This window comes from Brevundimonas sp. FV1ye4L (assembly GCF_058681255.1).
The window spans coordinates 1,531,631-1,552,320 of the sequence record NZ_CM178734.1; the positions used below are offsets into that span (position 1 = coordinate 1,531,631).

At 65.9% G+C, this 20,690-nt stretch carries 15 protein-coding genes; 12 read left to right on the top strand and 3 right to left on the bottom strand.

Annotated elements, in window-relative coordinates:
• Positions 1-76: 76 nt before the first annotated feature.
• The gene (locus ACW17X_RS07460; RefSeq protein ID WP_492100319.1) at positions 77-586 is read left to right on the top strand and encodes a response regulator; all 510 of its coding nucleotides are present in this window, start codon (positions 77-79) and stop codon (positions 584-586) included.
• On the opposite strand, the gene ACW17X_RS07465 is transcribed toward ACW17X_RS07460, so the two are convergent.
• Together ACW17X_RS07465 and ACW17X_RS07470 are read right to left on the bottom strand one after the other, a co-directional pair.
• Complete coding sequence (locus ACW17X_RS07465) at positions 529-1,443, bottom strand: lysophospholipid acyltransferase family protein (protein ID WP_492100320.1); 915 nt, start codon at positions 1,441-1,443, stop codon at positions 529-531. The two genes, ACW17X_RS07460 and ACW17X_RS07465, sit on opposite strands and share 58 nt — an antisense overlap.
• 25 nt (positions 1,444-1,468) lie before the next feature.
• Positions 1,469-2,239, bottom strand: coding sequence for an SDR family NAD(P)-dependent oxidoreductase (locus ACW17X_RS07470; protein ID WP_304936515.1), 771 nt, complete (start codon positions 2,237-2,239; stop codon positions 1,469-1,471).
• Positions 2,240-2,347: 108 nt separating this feature from the next.
• Here ACW17X_RS07470 and tipF point away from each other — a divergent pair, with 108 nt between their 5' ends.
• Genes tipF through ACW17X_RS07490 form a run of 4 tightly spaced genes read left to right on the top strand, consistent with a single transcriptional unit; the run spans position 2,348 to position 5,963 of the window.
• Positions 2,348-3,622, top strand: a complete 1,275-nt coding sequence (gene tipF, locus ACW17X_RS07475; protein WP_492100321.1) for a flagella assembly cyclic-di-GMP phosphodiesterase TipF — start codon at positions 2,348-2,350, stop codon at positions 3,620-3,622.
• A 41-nt stretch (positions 3,623-3,663) separates the two neighbouring features.
• On the top strand, positions 3,664-4,533 hold the full coding sequence (locus ACW17X_RS07480) for a TIGR01459 family HAD-type hydrolase (RefSeq protein ID WP_492100322.1): 870 nt from the start codon (positions 3,664-3,666) through the stop codon (positions 4,531-4,533).
• Between the two features lie 39 nt (positions 4,534-4,572).
• Positions 4,573-5,034 carry a MaoC family dehydratase gene (locus ACW17X_RS07485; RefSeq protein WP_492041188.1) on the top strand — a complete coding sequence of 154 codons (462 nt, stop codon included), beginning with the start codon at positions 4,573-4,575 and terminating at the stop codon, positions 5,032-5,034.
• Positions 5,034-5,963 carry a bifunctional riboflavin kinase/FAD synthetase gene (locus tag ACW17X_RS07490; protein ID WP_492100323.1) on the top strand — a complete coding sequence of 310 codons (930 nt, stop codon included), beginning with the start codon at positions 5,034-5,036 and terminating at the stop codon, positions 5,961-5,963. Before ACW17X_RS07485 ends, ACW17X_RS07490 begins: the two co-directional genes overlap by 1 nt.
• 35 nt (positions 5,964-5,998) lie before the next feature.
• Here the strand turns inward: ACW17X_RS07490 and ACW17X_RS07495 are convergent, their stop codons facing one another.
• Positions 5,999-6,526, bottom strand: a complete 528-nt coding sequence (locus tag ACW17X_RS07495; protein WP_492100324.1) for a gamma carbonic anhydrase family protein — start codon at positions 6,524-6,526, stop codon at positions 5,999-6,001.
• A 312-nt stretch (positions 6,527-6,838) separates the two neighbouring features.
• Here ACW17X_RS07495 and ACW17X_RS07500 point away from each other — a divergent pair, with 312 nt between their 5' ends.
• From ACW17X_RS07500 to ACW17X_RS07530, 7 genes are all read left to right on the top strand, one after another.
• Positions 6,839-7,630 (top strand): PhoH family protein, encoded by a 792-nt coding sequence (locus ACW17X_RS07500; protein WP_492089203.1) that lies wholly within the window; start codon positions 6,839-6,841, stop codon positions 7,628-7,630.
• 790 nt (positions 7,631-8,420) lie between these two features.
• Positions 8,421-10,535: a beta-glucosidase family protein gene (locus ACW17X_RS07505; RefSeq protein WP_492100447.1), complete on the top strand. Its 2,115-nt coding sequence runs from the start codon at positions 8,421-8,423 to the stop codon at positions 10,533-10,535.
• A 48-nt stretch (positions 10,536-10,583) separates the two neighbouring features.
• Positions 10,584-13,745 carry a TonB-dependent receptor gene (locus ACW17X_RS07510; RefSeq protein WP_492100325.1) on the top strand — a complete coding sequence of 1,054 codons (3,162 nt, stop codon included), beginning with the start codon at positions 10,584-10,586 and terminating at the stop codon, positions 13,743-13,745.
• 71 nt (positions 13,746-13,816) lie between these two features.
• Positions 13,817-15,361, top strand: coding sequence for a tryptophan halogenase family protein (locus ACW17X_RS07515; RefSeq protein WP_492100326.1), 1,545 nt, complete (start codon positions 13,817-13,819; stop codon positions 15,359-15,361).
• 8 nt (positions 15,362-15,369) lie between these two features.
• On the top strand, positions 15,370-16,914 hold the full coding sequence (locus ACW17X_RS07520; RefSeq protein ID WP_492100327.1) for a tryptophan halogenase family protein: 1,545 nt from the start codon (positions 15,370-15,372) through the stop codon (positions 16,912-16,914).
• A 66-nt stretch (positions 16,915-16,980) separates the two neighbouring features.
• Entirely contained in the window at positions 16,981-18,021 is a 1,041-nt protein-coding gene (locus ACW17X_RS07525) for a LacI family DNA-binding transcriptional regulator (protein ID WP_492100328.1), read from the top strand.
• A gap of 157 nt (positions 18,022-18,178) precedes the next feature.
• A complete protein-coding gene (locus tag ACW17X_RS07530) occupies positions 18,179-20,686 on the top strand; it encodes a TonB-dependent receptor (RefSeq protein ID WP_492100329.1) in 2,508 nt (835 codons plus the stop codon).
• Positions 20,687-20,690: the final 4 nt, after the last annotated feature.

Here is a 20,690-nt window from a genome sequence, read left to right on the forward strand (position 1 = left end):
CAGCGCGACAACTGCAACGCTTGCGCGAGTAAGGATAACCCCGTAATATCAGCGCTTGTTTCGGTGGGGGCTCCGGATGTCATTGCTGCGGTCGCTGAATGTCCTCGTGGTCGATGACCACGACCATATGCTGACCATAGCCTCGACCATCCTGCGCGCCGCCGGCGTCCGCAGCGTCCACGAGGCCAGCGACGGCGCCGCCGCCCTGACCATTCTTGGCAGCAAGCCGATCGACCTCGCCTTGGTCGACTACAATATGTCCCCGCTGGACGGCGTCGAACTGACCCGCCGCGTCCGAACCGCAGCGGATGGCGCCAACATCTACATGCCCATCATCATGATGAGCGGCCACGCCGAGAAGAGTCGCATCCACGCCGCCCGCGACGCCGGCGTGACCGAATTCCTGGCCAAGCCGCTGACCGCCAATTCGATCATCGAGCGGATCAAGGCTGTGATCCTGAATCCCCGCCCCTTCATCAAGATCGACACCTATTGCGGCCCCTGCCGTCGCCGCAAGGAAGCCGCCAACTACGACGGGCCGCTGCGCCGCGCCGTTGACGCCGACCCGTCGTTCAACGCCGCATAGACCTTGTCGGGCCACCGCTTGTGGACCCAGAACCAGTCTTCTGGAACCTCACGAACCCGGTCCTCGACGAAGCGGTTCACCGCCTGGACGCCCGCCAGGATGTCGGCGTCACGGCACCCCGTCTCGGACACCCGGATCGGCTCATGGGCCGTCACCCGGAACCGCACGCCTGGCAGCCGCACCACCGACAGGGGCTGGATCACTGTGTCGAACTTCAGCGCCAGCCGCGCCGCCCCCGGCGAGGCGTTGACCGGCTGATCGAAGAACGCGACCTCCGGCCCCTGATTGTACTTTTGATCCACCAGCAGGGCGATCGAATCGCCCCGCTTCATCCCCGCCATCAGTTCGCGCGTCCCGTCTCCCTTCGGCGCGAACAGGCGGATGCCATACCGCTCCCGGCTCTGACGGATCAGGGCGTCCACATAGGGATTGTTCGCCGCCCGATAGGTCACCTGGCACGGCAGGCCCGAAGCCATGATCACCGCCGCCATCACTTCGAAGTTCGCCAAATGGCCCGAGATCAGCACCGCCGCCTTGCCGCTGTCACGCAGGGCGTGCAGCCGCTCCATCCCGACCACCTCGACCCGCCCGCCCTCGGGCGTCAACCGATCCATGACCGCCAGTTCGGCGAAGGTCCGCCCCGTCCGGTCCCACTGTTCCAGCGCAAGCACCTCGCGCTCGGCCTCCGGCATGCCCGGAAACGCGATCCGCAGATTGCGCATCACCGTCTTCTGGGTGCCCGTCTTCGGCCCCAGGGTCCGCAGCAGCCAGCCTCCCAGGCCCGAAGCCCGCTCGACGCCCAGGAAGCGCAGGAAACCGAACAGCGCCTGGAAGCCGAAAGCCTCCAGGCGCCACATCAGATCCTGCCGCCAATCATTCCGCTTACCAGGCAATCGTCAATCCACCGTCCACCACAAGGGTCTGCCCCGTCACATAGGCCGAAGCGGGGCTGCACAGATAGACCGCCGTGCCGGCGATTTCATCCGGCTGACCGATCCTTTTCAGCGGCGCGGGCTCGGTCACCGTCTTCAGCAGCTCCGGGTTCTCCCACAGGTATTTGGCGAAATCGGTCTGGACCAGGCCCGGGGCGATACAGTTGACCCGCACGTTCGACGGCCCCCACTCCACCGCCAGGTTCCGCACCAGCTGCATATCCGCCGCCTTGGAGATATTGTAGGCGCCGATCAGGGCGTTGCCGCGCAGCCCCCCGATGGACGAGATCACCAGGATCGCCCCGTCCCGGCGCTCCACCATCTGCGGCGCGACCATCTGGATAAGCCAATGGTTCGAGATGACGTTATTCTGCAGGATCTTCTCGAACTGATCATCGGCGATCCCGCCCATCGGGCCGGCGTAGGGATTGGTGGCGGCGTTGCACACCAGGATGTCGATCTGGCCGAAGGCGGCGTTCGTCTCGTCCACCAGCCGCTGCAGATCTTCCTTGGAGGCGATATTGGCGGGCACCGCGATGGCCCGGCCTTCGCCATACTTGCCGTTGATCTCGGCCGCGACCTCGTCGCACGGCCCGGCCTTGCGGGACGAGATGACCACCTTGGCCCCGTGTTCAGCCAGCCGCTCGGCGATCGCCTTGCCGATGCCGCGCGACGAGCCGGTGATGACGGCGACCTTGCCGGTCAGATCGAACAGTTCCATTGCGTTTCCCTTGGGTTCCGCCGGGTTATTTGCACCCCGGCTCTAGCCGAATGACATTGATAGCCTGATACTCAGGCGATTCCATCCGGGAGTGGCCACCGCCAGTCGATGCGTAACCTGACCACGGGCTTTCTGTATTTCGCCTATCTGTTCCTCGGCATGACCGTGGGCGCCTTCCTGTGGCGCGCCGGCCTGGGCGCCGGCGCCGGCGTGGCGGGGGCGCTCGGCGCCCTGGGCCTGCTGGGCGCCTTCCACGGCATCGTCACTGGAATGGTTGCCCGTCGCGCCCTGAAGAAGGAGATCGACCAGGTGCGCGAGGCGCACCGGTTGCTGGCCGATGCGATGGAATCGACCCAGGGCGCCCTGACCGAACTGGCCCACGCCATCGAGAGCGGCGCCTTGACCGACACCGACGCCCTGACCGGCGAGGTGCGGATGCTCGAGACCCTGGTCCAGCAGATGAGCGACAGCATCGACCATCGGCTGTCCACGGCGCCAAACATTGGCGTGGAGACCTTCGAAGGCCGCCGTCTGGCCCAGTCGAACGTCCTGCTGCGCACCATCCATGAGGCGCTGAGCGAGGGCCGGGTCGATCTGTACCTCCAGCCGGTCGTCTCCCTCCCCCAGCGCCGGACCATCTTCTACGAGAGCTTCACCCGCCTGCGGGACGCGACGGACCGGGTGATGATGCCGGCCGAGTACCTGTCGCTGGCCGAGGGAGAGGGCCTGGTGCCGGCGATCGACAATCTGCTGCTGTTCCGCTGCGCCCAGATCGTGCGCCGGCTGGCGCGGCAGGATCGCAAGGTCGGGGTCTTCTGCAATGTGGCCCTGACCTCGCTGGGCGACGACACCTTCTTCCCGCGCTTCCTCGAGTTCCTCAGCGAGAACCGTGACCTGAACCAGGCCCTGATCTTCGAACTGGGTCAGGCCAACTTCGACGCGCGTGGCGCCATTGAGGCGCGCAACATGGCCAAGCTGGCCGATCTGGGCTTCCGCTTCTCGCTGGACAAGGTTCAGACGCTGGACCTCGATTTCGCCGATCTGCAGCGGGCGGACGTCAAGTTCATCAAGGTCTCGGCCGACCTGCTGATCGAACAGCTTCTGGACCTGGACGGCGGCGCGCCCCTGCGCTCCATGCCCGACATCCAGGCCGCCGACTTCGCCGCCCTGACCCGCCGCTACGGGGTCGAGGTGATCGCCGAGAAGGTCGAGTCGGAACGCCAGATCGTCGATATTCTGGAACTGGACGTCGCCATGGGCCAGGGCCACCTGTTCGGCGAACCCCGCGCCATCAAGGAGAAGGTGCTGGCCGAAACCGACCCGCCGGCGGACTTCCTGCGCTCGACCCTGCGCAGCGCCGAACAGCGGCGCCGGTTCAGCTGACCAAGCTTCTCCCGCAGGGGGAGACGGGCTAAGAGGAGCCCATGACCCTCCCCCACGCTCTGCCCCACCTCGGCGCTGTCGCCGGCGACTACGACATTCTGCTCTGCGACGTCTGGGGGGTGATCCATAATGGGCGAGAGAGCTGGTCGGCGCCGTGCGAGGCGCTGATGCGGTTCAATCGGGAGGGCGGCCATGTGGTGCTGATCTCCAACTCGCCGCGCCCGGCCTCGGACGTGATCGCCCAGCTGGACGGACTGGGCGTGCCGCGCGAGGCGTGGAAGGCCTTCGTCACCTCCGGGGACGCCACCCGCGCCGAACTGGCCAAGCGGGCGCCGGGGCCCGCGCTGCTGCTGGGCCCTGAGCGCGACGCGCCGCTGTACGCCGGGCTGGGCCTGGATGTGGCGAGCGACGCCGCAGACGCCGCCTTCGTCTCCGTGACCGGCCTGGTGGACGATGAGACCGAGACGCCCGAGGATTATCGCGAACGCCTGACGGTGGCCGCCGCGCGGGATCTAGAGCTGATCTGCGCCAATCCCGACCGGGTGGTTCAGCGGGGCGACAAGCTGATCTACTGCGGCGGGTCGCTGGCCGACCTGTACGAGTCGCTGGGCGGCCGCGTGGTCATGGCGGGCAAGCCCTACACCCCGATCTATGATCTGGCGATCCGGGAGGCGCAGGCCCTGCTGGGGCGGCCGGTCGATCGGTCGCGCGTCCTGTGCATCGGCGACGGCGTCGTTACCGACGTCATGGGGGCCAATGCCCAAGCCCTGGACTGCCTGTTCATCGCCCAGGGCATCCATGGCGACCAGGCCAAGGGCGAGGATGGCGCGCTGGACCCGGCCCGCGCCGCCGACCTGCTGAAGGCTGAAACAACATATGCGCGATACGCCGCGCTCGAACTGTCTTGGTAAGGCTCGCCATTTTGTCGCACCGCAGCTAAAGCCTGATCCATGGTCGAATTGGTACAGCAGCATCCGTCTGGCGGTTACATCCTGGACGAACTTCACGTCGGCATGGCCGCGGAGAAAATCGTCGTCGCCACGGAGGATCGCATCCGCCTGTTCGCCGAGGCGTCCGACGACTTCAATCCCGTCCATCTGGACGAGGCCTTTGCGTCCAAGACCGCCTATCGCGGCCGGATCGCCCATGGCCTGCTGAGCGCCTCGTTCGGCTCTGCCGTGGTGGGGACCATGCTTCCGGGCGCCGGGTCGATCTATATCTCCCAGACCCTGGCTTTCCATCAGCCGGTGCGGATCGACGACGTCGTCCGTATCCTGATCACCGTGATCGAGGTCGAGGCCGAGAGCGCGCGGGTCAAGCTGAGCTGCGAAGGCTTCGTCGGCGAGACCATGATCATGGACGGCGTCGCCGTCGTTCGCGTGCCCCGCCGGCGCAAACCGTCCCAGCGCTGATGCAGATCGTCCGCGACTGGCGCGACGTGCCGGACGCCCTGAAGGGCGCGGCGGTCGCGGTCGGCGCCTTCGACGGCGTGCATCGGGGGCACCAGGCGGTCATCGCCGGAGCAAAAGCCGCCGCCGAACGACTGGGCGCGCCCCTGGGCGTCGTCAGCTTCGATCCCCATCCCCGCCGCTGGTTCCAGCCCGAGGCGGCGCCGTTTCGCCTGATGACGGCGGACCAGATGGCCCAGGCCCTGGCGCCGCTGGGCGTGGACATCCTTTACCTACTGCCGTTCGACGGCGAGATGGCCGGCATGAGCGACGCCGACTTCGCCGAACAGGTGCTGGCTGGCGGGCTGGGCGTCCGTCACGCCGCCGTCGGTTTCGACTTCACCTTCGGCAAGGGCCGGTCCGGATCGCCCGAAGCGCTGCGAGCCTATGGCGAACGGCTGGGCTTCACCGTGTCGGTGGCCGAGCGGCTGGATGACGCCGACGGCCTGAAACTGTCGTCCAGCGCCGTGCGCGAGGCGCTGAAGGCCGGGGACATGGACCGGGCCGCCGCCATACTGGGTCGCCCCTTCGCCCTTCAGGGCGAGGTGATCCACGGCGACAAGCGCGGTCGCACCATAGGCGTGCCGACCGCCAATATACCGCTGGGCGACTACATGCGGCCCGCCTATGGGGTCTATGCGACCCGCAGCCGGCTGGCCGACGGCCGGGTTGTGGATGGGGTGGCCAGCCTGGGCGTGCGGCCCATGTATGCGCTGGAGACCCCGCTGCTGGAGGTCTGGCTGTTCGACTTCGACGGGGACCTTTACGGCCAGATCGTCGAGACGGACCTGGTCGCCTGGCTGCGTGGCGAGGAAAGCTTTGACGGGCTGGAGGCCTTGAAGACCCAGATCGACGCGGATGCGGCGGCGGCGCGGGCGGTTCTGGCTACCTAATCCCGCGCATCCTGACGAAAGCCGGATGAGCGGGATTAGAGGGGGCGCAGATCAGCCGCGAACCTTTTCCAGTTCTGGACATAGTGTTCGGCCGACATCTGCAGCACGGCGATCTGGTCGGGATCGCGTTCGCGCACCACCTTGCCCGGCTGGCCCACCACCAGACTGTTGTCGGGAATGATCTTGCCCTCGGTCAGCAGGGCGTTCGCGCCGATGATGCAGTTGCGGCCGATCTTGACCCCGTTCAGCACCACCGCCCCGATGCCGATCAGACTGTAGTCGCCGACCTCGCAGCCGTGCAGCATGGCCTGGTGGCCGACGGTGACGCCCCGGCCCAGGGTCAGGGGCGAGCCCATGTCGGTGTGCAGGACGCTGCCGTCCTGGATGTTGCTGTCAGGACCCACAATGATCGGCTCATTGTCGCCGCGCAGTACGGCGCCGAACCAGACGCTGGCGTTGGGGTGCAGAATCACGTTCCCAATCACCGATGCGTTCGGCGCCACCCAGTATTCGCCTTGAGGCGGGAACTGAGGTTTGCTGTCGCCTAAGGCGTAGATTGTCATCAGAATGCCGCCTAATCTTCGAAAATTGAGGGCTTTAACAGATTTCTAACCACGATAGCATCTAACTGTTGATGCGATTCGCGGGTCGCCATTTCGGCCCCGGATCCGAAGCCGGATCAAGCCCGATCCGGCCAGTTGTCGGGGCTTTCGCTTGGCGCGTTGGGATCCTGGTTCGGTTGTTCGGCGGCGGGTCCATCCCGTTGCAGACGGCCCAGCTGTCGATCCGGGCGGTCGCCGTGACGCAGGCCGCGACCTTTTCCTCCCCAAGACCAGCCAAGGCGGAACCCGTGTGGGTCCGCCTTTTTTCATGCCCTGGAGGCGTCCATGACCAAGCGTGCGGCAATGAAGCGTCAGTCCCGTGAGAGCGGTATTCTCGACTCGCGGGAGTTCATCGAAGAGTCGAAGGTTCGCCGACTCCACGGCCCTCACAATGAACGGTCGGGGTGGTCGCCCCACCCGTCCAACGATGATCGCGAGCAGGGCTATCTGAAGACGCTGAAGCCGAAGTCAGAAGGCCAGATCGAACTGATGGCGGCCATCGACGCGCACAATCTGGTCATGGCCCTGGGTCCCGCAGGCACCGGCAAGACCTATCTGGCCGTCGCCAAGGCGGTCGAGGCGCTGGAAGCCGGCAAGGTCGGGCGGATCGTGCTGAGCCGACCCGCCGTCGAAGCCGGCGAGTCGATCGGCTTCCTGCCCGGCGACATGGAGGACAAGCTGGCCCCCTATCTGCGCCCCCTCTATGACGCCCTGTCGGATCGGCTGTCGATGAAGCGGGTCAAGGCCTTGATGGCCGAGGGCCTGATCGAGATCGCCCCCATCGGCTACATGCGCGGCCGCACCCTGAACAACGCCTTTATCGTCGTCGACGAGGCCCAGAACTGCACCTATGTGCAGCTGAAGATGCTGCTGACGCGGCTAGGTTGGCATTCGACCATGGTGGTGACCGGGGACCCGCAACAGTCCGACCTGCTGCCGGGCATATCCGGCCTGTCCGACATCTCGGCCAGGCTTGAGGCCATCGAGAATATCGCCGTGGTGCGGCTGGCGGAACGCGACATCGTGCGTCACCCGCTGGTGGCCTCGATGATCGGGGTGCTCTGAGCCAGAGTTCGCGCGTCGGTTTCACCGGCGATGAACGCGACGCTTATGGATGAAGCGCAGCGAGGGGCCGGCGATGGAGATCATCGCCGGCTTCTCAGCCGTTAGCGAACTCCGTTGCCCCGACAATTCGCGCCGCCGGGGATTTGTGTCGGAATCGGCAACAGATCGTCTGCGGCTGGGCATCGGAATGGGCTGAGACGAGGACGAAACCGCCCCGTGAGAACAGGTCACACGGCCCATCCAATTGATAAAAATGGAGAAATCCTGGCCTCAGGCCAGCGACCGCTTCCACGCGCTTGAAACGACTTGTGAACAACCAAGTCTGATACCGACGTTCGATCGTGTCCATTTCGTGTTGTGAACGCTCTCAATCCATGCTTACCTGCGTCTGCGAGGGGCCGGAGAGCCCCCGTACAGGGAGCGGAAGATCATCGGCCATAGCGGTCGGTGGAACCTGACGTCACAGACGTCATCCGCAAACATGATCGAAAAGCCTGCTGCAGCGGGCGATGCTGACGGCTGTCCGCCGCCATCATGGATTGTGTGTGCGTCTCCCAAACTCTTGTTCTGACGGCGGCGGCCGTCGCGGAGTTCGGTCTTGGGGGATGTTTTGAAGTTTCGTACGCCGTCGTTGATCAGCCGTCTCGCCCTGGCCCTGGCCATAGGCGCGGCGCCGCTTTCCGTGCTCGCCCATTCGCCGGAAGGCGCAGCCGTCGCCGCGCAGGCGCCCGAAGGCACCGTCGCCGCGCCGACGAATGTGTCTGCGCGTGCGGACGCCCTGCTGGCGCAGATGACGCGCGACGAAAAGCTCCAGCTGATCCACGGCTATTTCCCGCCGATGGCCGAGCGTACGCCCGGCGCGCCCGTCGCCGACATGATCCCCTCGGCCGGCCATATCCCCGGCATTCCGCGCCTGGGCATACCGAACCTGCGCGAGAGCGACGCCAGCCTGGGCGTCGCCAACCAGGTCGAGCAGCGCAAGGGCGACGTCGCCACAGCCCTGCCCTCCAGCCTGGCGACGGCCGCCACCTTCGATCCCGAGATCGCCTATGCGGGCGGGGCCATGATCGGGTCCGAGGCGCGGGCCAAGACCTTCAACATCCTGCTGGCCGGCGGGGTGAACCTGACGCGCGATCCCTGGGCCGGACGGAATTTCGAATATCTGGGCGAAGACCCGCTGTTGGCCGGGGTCATGGCCGGGGAACATATCCGCGGCGTCCAGTCGAACAAGATCGTCTCGACCATCAAGCATTTCGCCTTCAACTCGCAAGAGACCGGGCGGATGATCATGGACGCGCGCCTGGACGAGGCGTCCCTGCGCGAAAGCGATCTGCTGGCCTTCCAGATCGCCATCGAGCGGGGAAATCCCGGCTCGGTCATGTGCGCCTACAACAAGATCAACGGCGACTGGGCCTGCGAAAACGACTTCCTGCTGAACCAGGTGCTGAAGCGCGACTGGGGCTATGACGGCTGGGTCATGTCGGACTGGGGCGCCGTCCATTCGACCGAGAAGGCGGCCCTGGCGGGGCTGGATCAGGCCTCGGGCCAGGAGCTGGACCGGGCCCTCTATTTCGATGCACCATTCCGTGAGGCGCTGGACGCCGGGCGGATCCCCGAGGCGCGGCTGGACGACATGGTGCGCCGCCTGCTGGTCGGCCTGATCGAGACTGGAGTGCTGGATGCGCCGGTGGTCACGACCGAACAGCCCATCGACTACGCCCGGAATGCAGAGGTCGCCCAGCGCGCGGCCGAGGCGGGGATCGTGCTGCTGAAGAACCAGGGCGGGGTGCTGCCTCTGGCCAAGACGGCCAAGCGGATCGTGCTGATCGGCGGTCATGCCGATGTCGGGGTGCTGTCGGGCGGGGGTTCGTCCCAGGTGCGGTCGGTCGGGGGCGCGCCGGTGGAGATCCCGCTGACCTCGGGCGCGGCGGCCTCGTTCGCGCGGATCACCTGGCATGCGTCGTCGCCGCTGAACGCCATTCGCGCCGTCGCGCCGGACGCGACCGTCACCTACGTCGACGGCAGCGATGCGGCGGCGGCGGCCGCTGCGGCGCGGACCGCCGACATCGCCGTGGTCTTCGCCACCCAGTGGACGACCGAGGCCCAGGATGTCGAAAGCCTTTCGCTGCCTGACAATCAGGACGGACTGATCGAGGCCGTGACCGCCGCCAACGCCAAGACGGTGGTGGTGCTGGAGACCGGCGGGCCGGTGCTGATGCCCTGGCTGGAGAAGACCCCGGCCGTGATCCAGGCCTGGTATCCCGGCCAGCGCGGCGGCGAGGCCATCGCCCGCATCCTGTTCGGCGAGGTCAATCCGTCCGGCCGCCTGCCGATCACCTTCCCCGCCTCGGCCGACCAGGCCCCGCGCCCGACCGTGCCAGGCCTGGAGGCGCTGAAGGCCGTGGACGCCGCCGCGGCCTCGAACCCCGGCGCCCCGCAAGGGGCCGAGCTGCAGCCCTTCACCGTCGATTATCCGGAAGGGTCGGACGTCGGTTATCGCTGGTACGCCCGCGAGGACCGCAAGCCCCTGTTCCCGTTCGGGCACGGCCTCAGCTACACAAGCTTCGCCTATTCCAACCTTGCGGTGTCCAGCGCCGACGGCGTCAGCGTCAGCGTGGATGTGACCAACACCGGCGACCGCCTCGGCGCCGAGGTTCCGCAGCTGTATGTCACCGCTGGCGATCAGCCCCGCCGACTGGCCGCCTTTGCGCGCGTGACCCTGGCGCCGGGCGAGACGCGCCGCGTCGTGCTGACGGCCGAGCCACGCATCCTGGCCGAATACGACACGGCCCTGCCCGGCTGGCGCATCGCACCGGGCGATTACCGCATCACCGTCGCCCGCGACGCCGCCGAGGCGGGGTTGAGCGCGAAGGCCACGCTTTCAGGGTCCACCATCAAGCCTTGAACCAATGCCGCACAACAAAACGCGGCGCCAATGAGGAGGGAGAAAGAGATGAGAATCCACAAGAGGCCCATGCTGGCGGCCTTGATGGCGAGTTCGGCGCTTGTCGCGCCGGCCTATGCCCAGACCGTAGAACAGGCGCCGATTCCGGCGCCCCAAGACCCGACCGAAATCGGCGAAATCGTCGTCACCGGCATCCGGGCGTCGCAAGCGCAGGCCATCAACATCAAGCGTAACGAATCGGCTCTCGTCGATGCGATCTCGGCGGAAGACATCGGCAAACTGCCCGACGTCACCGTGGCCGACGCCCTGCAACGCATTCCGGGCATCCAGGTGCAGCGGTCCGCCGGCGAAGGCTCGACCGTCAACATTCGCGGCCTGCCTCAGGTCATCACCTTGCTGAACGGCGAGCAGTATCTGGCGCCCGGCAACCTGGGCACGGCGCAACCGAACCTGAACGACGTGCCGTCGCAGCTGATGAACTCTATCGTCGTGTTCAAGTCGCAGGACGTGTCCAACGCCCTGTCCGGCATCTCGGGCACCATCGACCTGCGCACCCGTCGCCCGATGGACTTCAGCTACGGCCCGACCGTCGCCGGCGCAGCCGAATACCAGACCGGCGAGCGCACGGCGGAGGACGACTATCTGGTCAACGGCCTGCTGAACTGGCGTGGCGATCGGATGGGCGTGATGATCTCGGGAGTCATGAGCTCATCGAACCTGGGCAACAACTATTCGGGGATCAGCCAGAGCGTCTTGGGAAACAACGACTGGAGCGGTCCCGACTCGACCGACCCCAACTGGATTTCGCCCCACGGTTACGACAGTTTCAGCCGAGTGGTTGAGCGTGAACGTTACAGCCTGAACGGAGCCTTCCAGTTCGACATTGAGGACGGTATCCGCCTGACGGCAGAGGTCTTCTACACCCACCAGCAGGAATACAACCGCGCCGCTGGCCTGAACATCTCGAACCGTTGGAGCGGGCTGGGTTGGACGACGCCGACAGACTTCGTCGAGACCGGCGTGAACGGCGGACCCAATGGTCTGCCCTGGTTGAATGTCAGCGAATACGACCTCGACGTCTGGTGGATGAACTCATTCACCGTGAACCGGGCGACCGAGAACGAGTCCAAGAATTTCAATCTGGAACTGGACTACGACAAGGGCGGCCCCTTCACCTTCAGCGCGAGGGCGATCAAGGCCGACGCCAACCTGGAAAGCATGAACGGCCAGGTCCAGGGCGATCTCTCCAACTGGGAATACGGTCCGGATCGGGCCTTCACCCTGTTCCGCCAAGGGGCGGACCGGACTCGGGGCACCTTCTATCCCGCTTCCATCGCGGCGCTTTATCCCGCCTCGCGATACACCAACGGCGTCGTCGGCAGCCAAGGCGGGCGCTATATCTCGCCCAACCCGTTCGGCTATGGCGCAGACCCGCAGCTGCACATCAACCAGACGGGCTCCAGTCTGGCGTGGAGCGGTTTCGACACGCCCCTGCCGGGCGGTCTGGGGACCGTGCCGCTGACCGACTATATGTCCAATCTCGATTCCTACACCGTCGGCGCCTATTCGTCGGAAGGCAACCAGCGCAACAATTCCGACCTGACCGTGGTCCGCTTCGACGGTGGCTATGAGTTCCAGGACACGCCGCTGTTCGGCTTCGTCAACAAGATCGACGTCGGGGTCCGGCACAGCGCCCGCGAAGTCGAAATCCGCAACTTCCACCTGTTCTCCGACTTCTACGCCGGACAAGGCGCGGGCAACCAAGCGGGCTGTGCGGCTCAGTGGAAGGCCATCGACGTCGTGATGGACAACACTCAGTGCCAGTCGGGTGAGTTCGTCACCAACCCCAGCTTCAACGCATCGCTTCCGGTCGCTGCGACGCCCAACAGTTGCACCGCTGGGACCGTCGCCAACACCCCGACCTGTTTCCAAGGCTATACAGTCAACCGTCCGACCCTGCTGCGCGAGAACAACAACACCTACTTCATGTCCGACTACGGCTCGATCACCTCGGGTCTGCCGGGCGTGTGGGTTGCCGATCCGCGCGACTTCGACGACGTGCGCGCCTTCCAGGAGCGCGTGTTCGGCAACGCCTACGAAGTCATTATCCCAGGCAATACCTATGACGTGGATCTGTACGAGGACAGCGCCTACACGAACTTCGCGCTGGGCTTCGGCAATCTGACCGGGGATCTGGGCGTGCGGATGGTGCGCACGGAACTGCGCGCTCGCCAAAACCTGACGGGCGACACACGCGCCTATGGCGACACCAACAATGACGTCGGCGACACCATCTCTAGCCGCAGCTATACGGACTGGCTGCCGACGGCGAACTTCCAGTACGATTTCAGTGACAAGCTGAAACTTCGCGCCTCCTACGCCAAGACCATGATCCCTCTGGATCTCGGCAATTACGGCGGCGGCGTGACGATCTCGACGGTGGACTCCCTGGGTCCGACCCCAGACGATCCCAGCGCCCCGCCCCTCGGCATCCGGCGCGTCACCGGCGCGACCATCGGCGGCACGGTCGAGCTCGATCCCTGGCGCTCGACGAACTATGATCTGGCGCTGGAGTACTATTTCGGCCCGGCGACCATGTTCAATGCGGGTATTTTCCGCCTGAACATCGAGAGCTTCGTCAAGCGCGAAACCGTGCCCCTGAGCGGCTCCTATCCTGACGGCGACGGCATCATTCGCCGCATGGTCGACGTCAATCGCCCAGTCCAGGGCGAGGGCGGCGAACTGCAGGGCGTCGAACTGGGCGCCAAGATCGGCCTGTCTGACTTCATCGACACGCCGATCTGGAGCGATTTCGGCTTCGACGGCAGTTATACCTATTCAGACAGTTCACAGAACGCGCAGAATCTGTCGGGCGAGGATCTGCCCTTCCCCGACAACTCCGAGCATTCGATGAACGCCGCCGTCTGGTACCAGGGCGACCGTCTGCAAGTTCGTGTGGCGTGGAACTATCGCACGCCGCGCCTGGCCAACACCTTCGGCGCAATCCCCATCTATCAGGATACGTCGCAGTACGTGGACGCCAACATCACCTATGACGTCAATGACATGGTGACCGTCTACGCCAACGGCTCGAACATCTTCGGTGAAATCGAGGAATACTATTTCGAGTTCGAACCCGGCCAGAAGCAGTTCCACAGCCGCAATCAGTTTGAGCCACGCTACATGCTCGGCGTGCGCGCTCGCTTCTGATTTCTTCCTGAGCAGACTGGCCGGCGACATTCGTGTCGCCGGCCTCTTTTTTCGCGTACTGGGATCAGGCCATGGATGAGATCGACGATCCTCGCATCCGTTCCATCGTCATCGTCGGCGGCGGCACCGCCGGCTGGATGACGGCTGCGGCCCTGGTTCAGCATTTCCGCACCACCCCGCTGAAGATCACCGTGGTCGAGTCCTCGGACATCGGCACGATCGGCGTGGGCGAGGCGACTATTCCCACCATCCGTCGGTTCTATGGGCAGCTGGGGCTGCGCGATGACGACGTGATGCGCGCCACCCAGGCGACGTGCAAACTGGGTATTCGTTTCATCGACTGGTCCGGCCCCGGCTCGGACTTCATCCATCCCTTCGGCCTGTACGGTCAGGACGTCAAAGGGATCGGGTTTCATCATTACTGGCTGAAACAGCGCCGCGCGGGCGATGCCGCGCCGCTGGCGGCCTATTCGCTGGGCGCGTCGCTGGCTGCGGGCGGCAAGTTCACCCTGCCCTCGCCCAATCCGCCGTCGCAGTTGTCGGTGTTCGACTGGGCGCTTCATCTGGACGCCGGCCTGTTCGCCCAGCATCTGCGCGCCTATGCCGAGGCCGGGGGCTGCGCCCGGATCGACGCCCGCATCCGTTCGGTCGAGTTGCGGCCCGAGGACGGTTTCGTCCGCGCCCTGACGCTGGACGACGGGCGCGAGGTCGAGGGCGATCTGTTCGTCGACTGTTCGGGCTTCAAGGGACTGGTGATCGGCGAGGCGTTGGGCGTCGGGTTCGAGGACTGGGGCCGCTGGCTGCCCTGCGACGCCGCCTATGCGGTACAGAGCGAGAACCGGCCCGGCGACGCGCCGGCGCCCTTCACCCGTGTCACCGCTCGTTCGGCCGGATGGCAGTGGGGGATTCCGCTGCGCCACCGGGCCGGCAACGGCCTGGTCTTTTCCAGCGCCCATCTGAGCGACGATCAGGCGCTGGCCGAGCTTATGCCCCATCTGCTGGGCGATCCGCTGACGGAGCCGCGGCGCATTCCGTTCCGTCCCGGTCGGCGGTCGCAGGCCTGGGCCAAGAACTGCGTCGCCATCGGCCTGTCGTCCGGCTTCCTGGAGCCGCTGGAGAGCACCAGCATCGCCCTGATCGAGACGGGCATCGAGCGACTGAAGGCCCTGTTCCCCGACCGCCGCTTCGCCCAGCCGATCCTGGACGAGTTCAATGATCAGACCGCGCGGGAAATGGAGCGGGTGCGGGACTTCATCATCCTGCACTACAAGCTGAACCGGCGCACCGACACCGACTTCTGGCGCGACTGTCGCGCGATGGCGATCCCCGAGACGCTGGAGCGCAAGATCGCCCTGTGGACCGCGCGGGGCCAGTTCGTCCGCTATCGGTGGGAGATGTTCCACCCGGCCAGCTGGCTGGCCATCTATGACGGCTTCGGCCTGTATCCCGACCATCATGATCCCGCCGTGGACGCCATGGACCCGGCTTATCTGGCGCGCAGCCTGGCCGAGATGCGCGCCAATATCGCCGATCTGGTCGCCCGCACCCCCGACCATGCTCAATTCCTGGCGGGGCTCGATCCCGCCGCCTCCGCCGCCCCCGCCTCAGCCGCATGAGACCCGACATGGACCAGCCCCGCCGCCCCCTGAAGAAGATCTGCATCGTCGGCGGGGGCACCGCCGGCTGGGTCGCCGCCGCCCTGATGGCCGAACATTTCAAAGGGCGGATGGCCGAGATCGAACTGGTCGAATCCGACGACATCGGCACGATCGGCGTCGGCGAATCCACCGTCCCGCCCTTCCTGGAGATGCTGAAGCGGCTGGGCATCGACGAGCGCGACTTCATCCAGAAGACCCAGGCCAGTTTCAAACTGGGCATCCAGTTCGAGGACTGGACGCAGAAGGGCGAGAGCTATTTCCACCCGTTCGGCGCCGTTGGGGTTCCGGTGGATATCAGCGACTTCTATCCGGTCTGGCTGAAGGCGCGGATGAACGGTTATGACCGGCCGCTGATGGATTTCGCCGCTGCGGCCCGGATGGCGTCCCAAGGGCGTTTCATGCTGCCGTTCAAGGCCCAGCGCACCCCGATCGGTGGCGCGTCCTACGCTGTCCATGTCGATGCGAAACGGGTGGCCCGTTATCTGCGCGACTTCGCCGAGGCGCGGGGCGTCAAACGCACCGAAGGGATCGTCGAGGATGTGATGACGCGGCCCGACGGCTTCGTCAGCGGCCTGAAGCTGAAGTCGGGCCAGACGGTCGAGGCAGACTTCTTCATCGACTGCACCGGCTTCCGGTCCCTGCTGATCGGCAAGACCCTGGGGGTCGGCTATACGGACTGGTCCGAATGGCTGATGTGCGATCGGGCCATCGCCGTCCAGACCGAGAATGTCGGACCGCCCACACCCTATACCCTGGCTCAGGCCCAAGACTGCGGCTGGCGCTGGCGCATCCCGTTGCAGCACCGCACCGGCAACGGCCATGTCTTCTGCAGCCGCTACATGTCGGACGACGAGGCGACGGCGCGCCTGTTGGCGCAGGTCGAGGGGCAGCCGGTGGTCAATCCGATGGTGGTGCCGTTCAAGACCGGAGTGCGCGAGAAGATCTGGGACAAGAACGTCCTGTCGCTGGGCCTGGCCAGCGGTTTCATCGAACCGCTGGAATCCACGGCCATCCACCTGATCTATCGCGGCATGGACTTCCTGTTCCGGCTGATGCCGGACCTGGACTGCGATCCAAACCTGGCGGCCGAGTACAATCGGCGGATGACGGTGGACTACGAGGAGATCCGCGACTTCATCATTCTGCACTACGCCCTGACGCGACGGGACGACACGGCATTCTGGCGGCAATGCCGGGACATGGTCCTGCCCGAGGGCCTGCAGCACAAGCTGGAGGTCTTCCGCGCCAACGGCAGCCTGGTCGAGGCGTTGGATCCGCTGTTCCGCAATGTCAGCTGGTATTCGGTGATGGACGGGATGGGGGTGCGGCCCCGGTCCTATCCGCCGCTGGTGGACCGGATCGATTTCGCCGGCCTGACCGACGAGATGGACCGCGCCGCCAATATTCTGAACGCCTTCGTCGCCGACCTGCCGACGCACCAGGCCTTCATCGACACCCATTGTCCGGCCCCATCGGTCAATCTGCCCACGCCGTTGGCCGTGCCGGCCTGACATCGGCGCGCTTGCCTTGGCGCGGCCAAGCCTGACACAATGACGGCGGGGATAAGGGATCAGAGTTTGCGCCGCGCCGTCACCATCAAACACGTCGCCGCCGAGGCGGGCGTTTCGCTGCAGACCGTGTCGCGGGTCATCAACAACGAGCCGAACGTTCGCCCGGTTGTGCAGGAGCGTGTACGCGCCGCCGTGGCCAAGCTGGGCTATGTTCCCAGTCTGGCGGCGCGGCGAATGGGGGGATCGCGCTCCTATCTGCTGATGGCGCTGAACGACCGGGACCGGACCATAGAAGGCTGGAAGTCCGGCGAAGGCACCGACTGGGTCGACCAGATGCTGATGGGCGGCATGCTGAAATGCGAGGCCCACGGCTATCGGATGATCTTCGAACTGGTCGACACCCATTCCGATCATGTCGACGCCGCCGTGCGCGGGGCGATTGCGGCCTTGCACCCAGACGGCGTCATCCTGACCCCGCCGCACAGCGAAAACCCCGCCATCACCGGCCTGTTGAGCCGGCTGGGCCTGCCCTTCGCCCGCATCGCCTCCATCGCCGAGGGAGACGGGTTCGCCGTGTCGATGGACGACGCCAAGGCGTCCGCCTTCGCCGTCGATCACCTGCTGGGTCTGGGCCATATCCGCATCGGCTTCATTACTGGCAGCGAGGAATATGCGGTTAGCGGCGCGCGGCTCGAAGGGTATCGCCGCGCCATGTCCGCCTCGGCGCACGGCCTGGACGAGACGCTGATCGCGCGGGGCGATTTCTCATACGACTCTGGCGTCGCCGCCATGGAGACCCTGTTGGCCCTGCCGTCGCCGCCGACAGCCGTCCTCGCCAGCAACGATCGCATGGCCCACGCCGCCTTGCGCACGGCCAAACGGCACGGCCTATCGGCGCCCGCCGACCTGTCGGTCATCAGCTTCGACAACACGCCCCTGGCCCGGTTCGCCGACATGACGGCCGTCATTCAGCCGATCGCCGAAATGAGCGCCGTCGCCGCCGAACTGCTGATCCGTTCCACGGCAGGCGACGCCGACCTGCCCAGGCAAAGCATGGTCGATTTCGGCTTTGCCCCGAGAGGCTCGACGGCCGCACCGAAAGCCTGACCCCCGTCCGCTTTCGTTCCGGCGGTTAATGAAACGTACACGGCTGGAATGTCTTTCATCCGCCGCCTCAACGTCATCCATCAGCATTCCCAGCGTCGCCTCAGCGACATGGCCGCCGGTTACTGATCGCCGTTCAGGCCAAGCTTGGGGAAAAACGATGGCGAATGAATTCAAGACGCGGCTTATGGCTGCGGCGGCGATGACCGGCGCGATGGCGGCGGCGCACGGGGCGCAGGCCCAGACGACGGAGCCGGCGAGCCTCGACGAGATCATCGTCACGGCCCAGCTGCGCGAACAGAAGACCATCGAGGTGCCGTTCGCCCTGACCGCCTATTCCGGCCAGTTCCTAGGAGACCTGGGCATTCAGGAGTTCGAGCAGCTTTCGGCCTTCGTGCCCGGCTTCCTGGTTCAAAATCAGTCGCCCAACAACCCCGGTTTCGTGATGCGCGGCATCACCTCCGACTCCGGCGCCGCCACCGCCGAGCCCCGCGTGTCGGTGTTCCAGGACGGCGTGTCGATTTCCAAGTCGCGCGGCTCCTATGTCGAACTGTTCGACCTGGAGCGGGTCGAGATCGCCAAGGGTCCTCAGTCGACCCTGTACGGGCGCGGCGCCCTGATCGGCGCCGTCAATCTGGTCCAGAACCGCGCCCAGCCCGGCGAGACCGAGGCCTATGCCAATATCGAGGCCGGCAACGAAGACTATCGTATGGTCGAGGGCGCGCTGAACCTGCCCGTCGGCGAGACGGCCGGCCTGCGCGTCGCCACCCGCCTGAAGACGCGCGGCGGCTCGGTCGAGAACCTGCTGGGCGGCGAAGACTATAACGCCATCGAGACCAAGGCCGTGCGACTGTCGGGCGCCTGGGAGCCGTCGGACGCCATGCGGTTCGACGTGATCGGCAACTATCAGAACGACAACGCCTCGGGCACCTCGTTCAAGTCGAACGCCTATGAGCCGGCCAATCCCACCACCGGCGCGGTGCTGGGCGGCACGGAGCCCTGGGAAGGCGCGGCCCTGACGTCGGGCGCCGATTTCGACGGCGGCAAGACCCTGGGCCTGAGCCGTGAAGTCTGGGGCGTCACGGGTCTGGCCCGGATCGATCTGAATTCGGCCTGGACCCTGAACTCGACCACCGCCTATCGCGAGTTCGACAACTACGAGACCTTCGACGCCGACGGCGTGTCCCTGCCGATCCTGACGGCGGCGGAAGAGACCCATGGCGAACAGTGGAGCCAGGAGCTGCGTCTGGGCTTCGACAACGGCGGCCAACTGACGGGCTTCGTCGGCGCCGGCTGGTTCCATGAAGAAGGCTATCAGCGCACGCCGACCCAGTGGAACGAGAGCATGGCCCTGGCGCAGTTGTCCGGCCTGCTGGACGGGTCGCCGACGGCGGTCGGCGACAACACCCTGCCCGCTTCGCTGTATCCGACCGTTGCGCGTGGGATCCTGGCCTCTCTGCTGACGCCGCTGGGCGCCGGCGCCCTGGCCACGCCGATCGCCGCCAACCTGGACTCGAACCATATCGAGACCCCGATCAACAGCTCGGAACTGACGTCCTACGACGTCTTCGCCGACGCCACCTACGCCTTCACCGACCGGTTCGAAATGTCGGCCGGCGTCCGCTACACCCGCGACGACAAAACCACCGGCTACGCCAGCTCGGTCGAGAGCCGTTCGGCCCTGGGCGCCCTGCTGGCGATCCAAGCCGGCGCGATCCCGGCGGCCCAGCTGCCGGCCTTCCTGTCGGCCATGGCCAGCCCGGCCTTCGCCAGCCTGCCGGCCAGCGCCTTCCCGCTGTTCGGCCTGACGTCGCAGCCGACCGCAAACAACGGCGACTTCTCCTACTATGACTCCGAGGACGACGGCGTGACCTGGCGGGTCACGGCCCGTTACGAGCTGACCGATGCTGCCAATGTCTACGCCAACTATGCGCGCGGCCGTCGCCCGGAAGTGATCAGCGCCTCGGGCCCCTCCGGCCCCGGCGGCGCGCCGCGCTTCAGCCCGGTCGACGCGGAAACCGTCGACAGCTACGAGATCGGCGCCAAGTCGGCCATGCTGGACGGCCGTCTGCGCGTCGACGGCGCGGTCTTCATGTACAACTATGAAAACTTCCAGACGACGATCCAGGAAGGCACGCAGACGATCACGACCAATGCGGGCGAGGCCAAGTCCTACGGCTTCGAGGGTCAGGCCAACTTCGCCGTGGCGTCGATGCTCGATCTGTTCGCCACCTATGCCTACAACCACTCGCGCTTCGAGAACGGCATCTACGAAGGCAACCAGTTCCGTCTGTCGCCGGACAACGCCGCCTCGATCGGCGCGACCTGGCGCCTGCCGGTCGCGGGCGGCGAGATCGAGGTCCAGCCGACCTATACCTGGCAGTCCAAGGTCTTCTTCGACGACGACAACGACATCCCGGCCCTGCAGACCAGCAACATCGTCGCCGACCTGGTCCAGGACGAATACCAGGACGCCTATGGCCTGCTGAACCTGCGCGTCCGCTATACGCCGGAAGGTGGGAACTGGGGCGTCGAAGCCTTCGGCGAGAACGTCCTGGACGAGGAATATATCAAGGACGCCGGCAACACCGGCGACGCCCTGGGCATGCCGACCTTCATCGCCGGTCGTCCGGCGGCGTACGGCCTGGTGTTCAAGCTGAAACTCTGAGGAT